General features: G+C 35.2%; 5 protein-coding genes. 1 reads left to right on the top strand and 4 read right to left on the bottom strand.

Annotated elements, in window-relative coordinates; genetic code table 11:
* Window positions 1–1,225, top strand: a 1,225-nt coding sequence (locus AC1DJR_RS23445; protein WP_477003626.1) for an ArsB/NhaD family transporter, incomplete at its 5' end; no start/stop codon positions are given.
* Between the two features lie 71 nt (window positions 1,226–1,296).
* On the opposite strand, the gene AC1DJR_RS23440 is transcribed toward AC1DJR_RS23445, so the two are convergent.
* From AC1DJR_RS23440 to AC1DJR_RS23425, 4 genes are all read right to left on the bottom strand, one after another.
* Complete coding sequence (locus tag AC1DJR_RS23440) at window positions 1,297–1,524, bottom strand: coiled-coil domain-containing protein (protein ID WP_429687928.1); 228 nt, start codon at window positions 1,522–1,524, stop codon at window positions 1,297–1,299.
* A gap of 133 nt (window positions 1,525–1,657) precedes the next feature.
* A complete protein-coding gene (locus AC1DJR_RS23435) occupies window positions 1,658–2,017 on the bottom strand; it encodes a nuclear transport factor 2 family protein (protein ID WP_477003625.1) in 360 nt (119 codons plus the stop codon).
* Window positions 2,018–2,088: 71 nt separating this feature from the next.
* Window positions 2,089–2,640 (bottom strand): GNAT family N-acetyltransferase, encoded by a 552-nt coding sequence (locus tag AC1DJR_RS23430; protein ID WP_477003624.1) that lies wholly within the window; start codon window positions 2,638–2,640, stop codon window positions 2,089–2,091.
* A 225-nt stretch (window positions 2,641–2,865) separates the two neighbouring features.
* Window positions 2,866–3,146 (bottom strand): ABC transporter substrate-binding protein (locus AC1DJR_RS23425; protein ID WP_477003623.1); only part of this gene is annotated, 281 nt, incomplete at its 5' end.

Raw genomic sequence — 3,146 nt, 5'->3', positions numbered from 1 at the left:
TGCTGTCATCGCACTATTCGGTGCTGCTATTATGATTATTTTTGGAATTGTAGATTTACATACTGCTTTCACATCRCATATTCAATGGGAAACRATYACCCTTTTAATTGGGATGATGATTCTCGTACATATTACGAGTCAATCAGGCGTATTTGAATTTGTAGCCATAAAAGCAGCAAAAGCAGCTGGCGGAAAACCAATCCGCATTTTATTATTACTATCCCTATTAACTGCTGTCGGTTCTGCATTTTTGGACAACGTAACAACCGTATTATTAATCGTACCTGTTACACTATCCATTACACGTATTTTAAAAGTAAATCCTGTTCCTTATTTAATTTCAGAAGTACTATTTTCAAATATAGGCGGAACAGCAACATTAATTGGTGACCCGCCGAACATTATGATTGGATCAGCTAATAAGCATTTAGACTTTAATGCCTTTTTACTAAACTTAGCTCCAATCGTAATCATTATTTCTATCGTTACACTTGGCATTATTTACTTCATGTATCGCAACAAACTAAAAACAACGCCTGAGCAAATCGAAAAGCTAATGGCATTAAATGAAAAAGATTATATTAAAGATCAGAGCCTCCTTTTAAAATCCATTACGATTTTAGGACTAACTATTTTAGGCTTTGTACTTCATTCTATTATTCATGTAGACGCTGCCGTTATTGCGATGACAGGTGCTACACTTCTTATGTTAATCGGTGTGAAAGAACATGATATTGAAGATGTATTTGCCCACGTTGAATGGGTAACAATTTTCTTCTTCGCTGGACTATTCGTTCTCGTTGGCGGATTAATTGATATCGGACTTATTTCTTCACTCGCAAAAGAAGTACTCGACGTAACAAATGGCGATATCGGTTTCGCTGCTATACTTATCTTATGGGTATCTGGCATCGCATCTGCGACAATTGATAACATCCCATTTGTCGCAACGATGATTCCACTTATTCAAGATTTAGCTACAGGACTCGGACTATCTGTCGATTCTCCGCAAATTGAAGTACTATGGTGGGCGTTATCACTTGGAGCTTGCCTAGGAGGCAACGGAACATTAATTGGAGCATCAGCAAACGTAGTCGTTGCTGGTATTGCAAAACGTGAAGGACATGGGTTCTCTTATATGGACTTCTTAAAAATCGGTTTCCCCTTAACGATCATTGCGCTATTGTTATCACATGCTTACATTTATTTACGTTATTTAATGTAGAAGTTGTATTGCATGAAATTATGTCGTCAAATAAAAAAGGTTTGCAGCACTATGCTACAAACCTTTTTTCATCACCAAAATATACCTATAATTGCTAATCCACCTAAAATCATACCACCAATTTGTCCGATGATTGCTGGTGATAATTGAACACCTTTCCTCACTTCAACAACCGGTCTTTCGTGTCTTAGTTGCTGCACTTCACTTTGAAGTTGATGCATACTTCCATGTAGCTCTTTTATAAGCTCCTTTAATTCAGCGACCTCTTCGTTTACTGGTTTTGCTTTTTCTAAATTCATCTCGCATAACTCCTTATAAATTAAATCAGTATATTGTAAAATTTCGCCAATTATCGTTATATCTCCTGCATACTATATATTCAACAATTCTATTTTTTATAGTTTCTTTTCACACCTAAAAAACATAGCTTCATTAAAATTTAGCAGGTGTACCTTGGTGAAAATACATTTGCCACCTTCCTTCTCTAAATTTCCAAATTGAACTACGTAACGAGTGTTGATTATTTATTTCATTGAATATTCGATAAGTAGTTAATACTACATCTTTGGATAAAGGATGTACTTCAAAATCACTTAAAGTCATTTTTACCACGCCTRTTCCATTTTTATCGATATCCTCATTTTTATATAAAACTTTACCAGAACTCCCAAACTCAAAAAAATCATCTGCAAGTATCTTTTTAAGCTCTTTTTGAGATGTGCGAACCTCTGGCTTAAGTAATCGTTCCTCTAGCTGATATAAACACTCTCTTAATGAAGAGAAACCTTCCATTAGTACACCCCTTCCTTCTGACCATCTGAATATTAGATTTTTCTCACTACACTACACAATTATTGTTTTTACTAGTTTTGTAGCTCTATCCATTCATCCCGCAATATCCCCATAATGATACGATCCAAATATCTTCCATCTCTTTGAACTGCTTCTCTCATACATCCTTCCATCTGAAAACCCATCTTTTTATACAACGCAATGGCAGCTTTATTATACGAAATAACATCGAGGCCGATGCGGTGTAGATTCATTTCATAGAACGCATACTTTAGAATAAGATGTATTGCTTCGTTCCCATATCCCTTACCTCTATCATTTCCATCCCCTACTCCAATKGCTAATARACCTGTTCTGTTATTCCACTCTATGCCRTGAATTGCAACAAAACCAATTAAACGATCATCTTGAACTGTTCTTAACATGAAAGAAACACTATTGGATCTCCGTCCCTTTAGTAGTTCATCATTTGATATTTCATGTAAAGATTGCGGGAATGCTAARTCTGTATCTACATTTCTYAAATACTCACTATCCTCTTGCCACATAGCCATTACTTYAGCATCTGYTTCTCTAATAGCTGATAATTTAATAGTTTTATTTTGAAAAAGATTMATTGTCATCTRAAACTCCCCTTTTTTAAAATAGCGGGGACAGTAATTCTAGCCTATTTATCCCCTTGTTCCATAAACTGTTTTTTTAACGGGATACTTACAATAAGCGCTGACATTGGCACATCTCCTCTATATTGAATTAACTTCATTGTATAATTTTTCATTTATTCTAACAATAACAACGATAAAAAGACCCTCCAAATTTAGAGGGCCTTTCCTAATAGCAAAACTGTATTATTTCGTAAACATTTTCTCTGCTTCATCCATTGCCATTTTGTTACCTAAAGCAGAATAGTCAAGCCATGGTTGATCATTAATAATGTATACGTGCTTACCTTTAACAGCTTTTAAGTCTTTCCAAATTGGTGTTTCTTGCAGTTGTTTAAATGCTGCTTTTGCTTTATCGTCTCTGTTTACGACAACGAAAATAGCATCCGCATCAAAGTCAGGTAATACTTCTTGTGAAATTACTTCGAAAGGACGGTTTCCATCAATTTTCTCTACACCATTTGCAG

It is taken from the genome of Bacillus sp. 05T31 (assembly GCF_056396725.1).
Note: the sequence above shows the minus strand (reverse complement) of the source record. Positions and strands in the feature narration are given on the sequence as shown.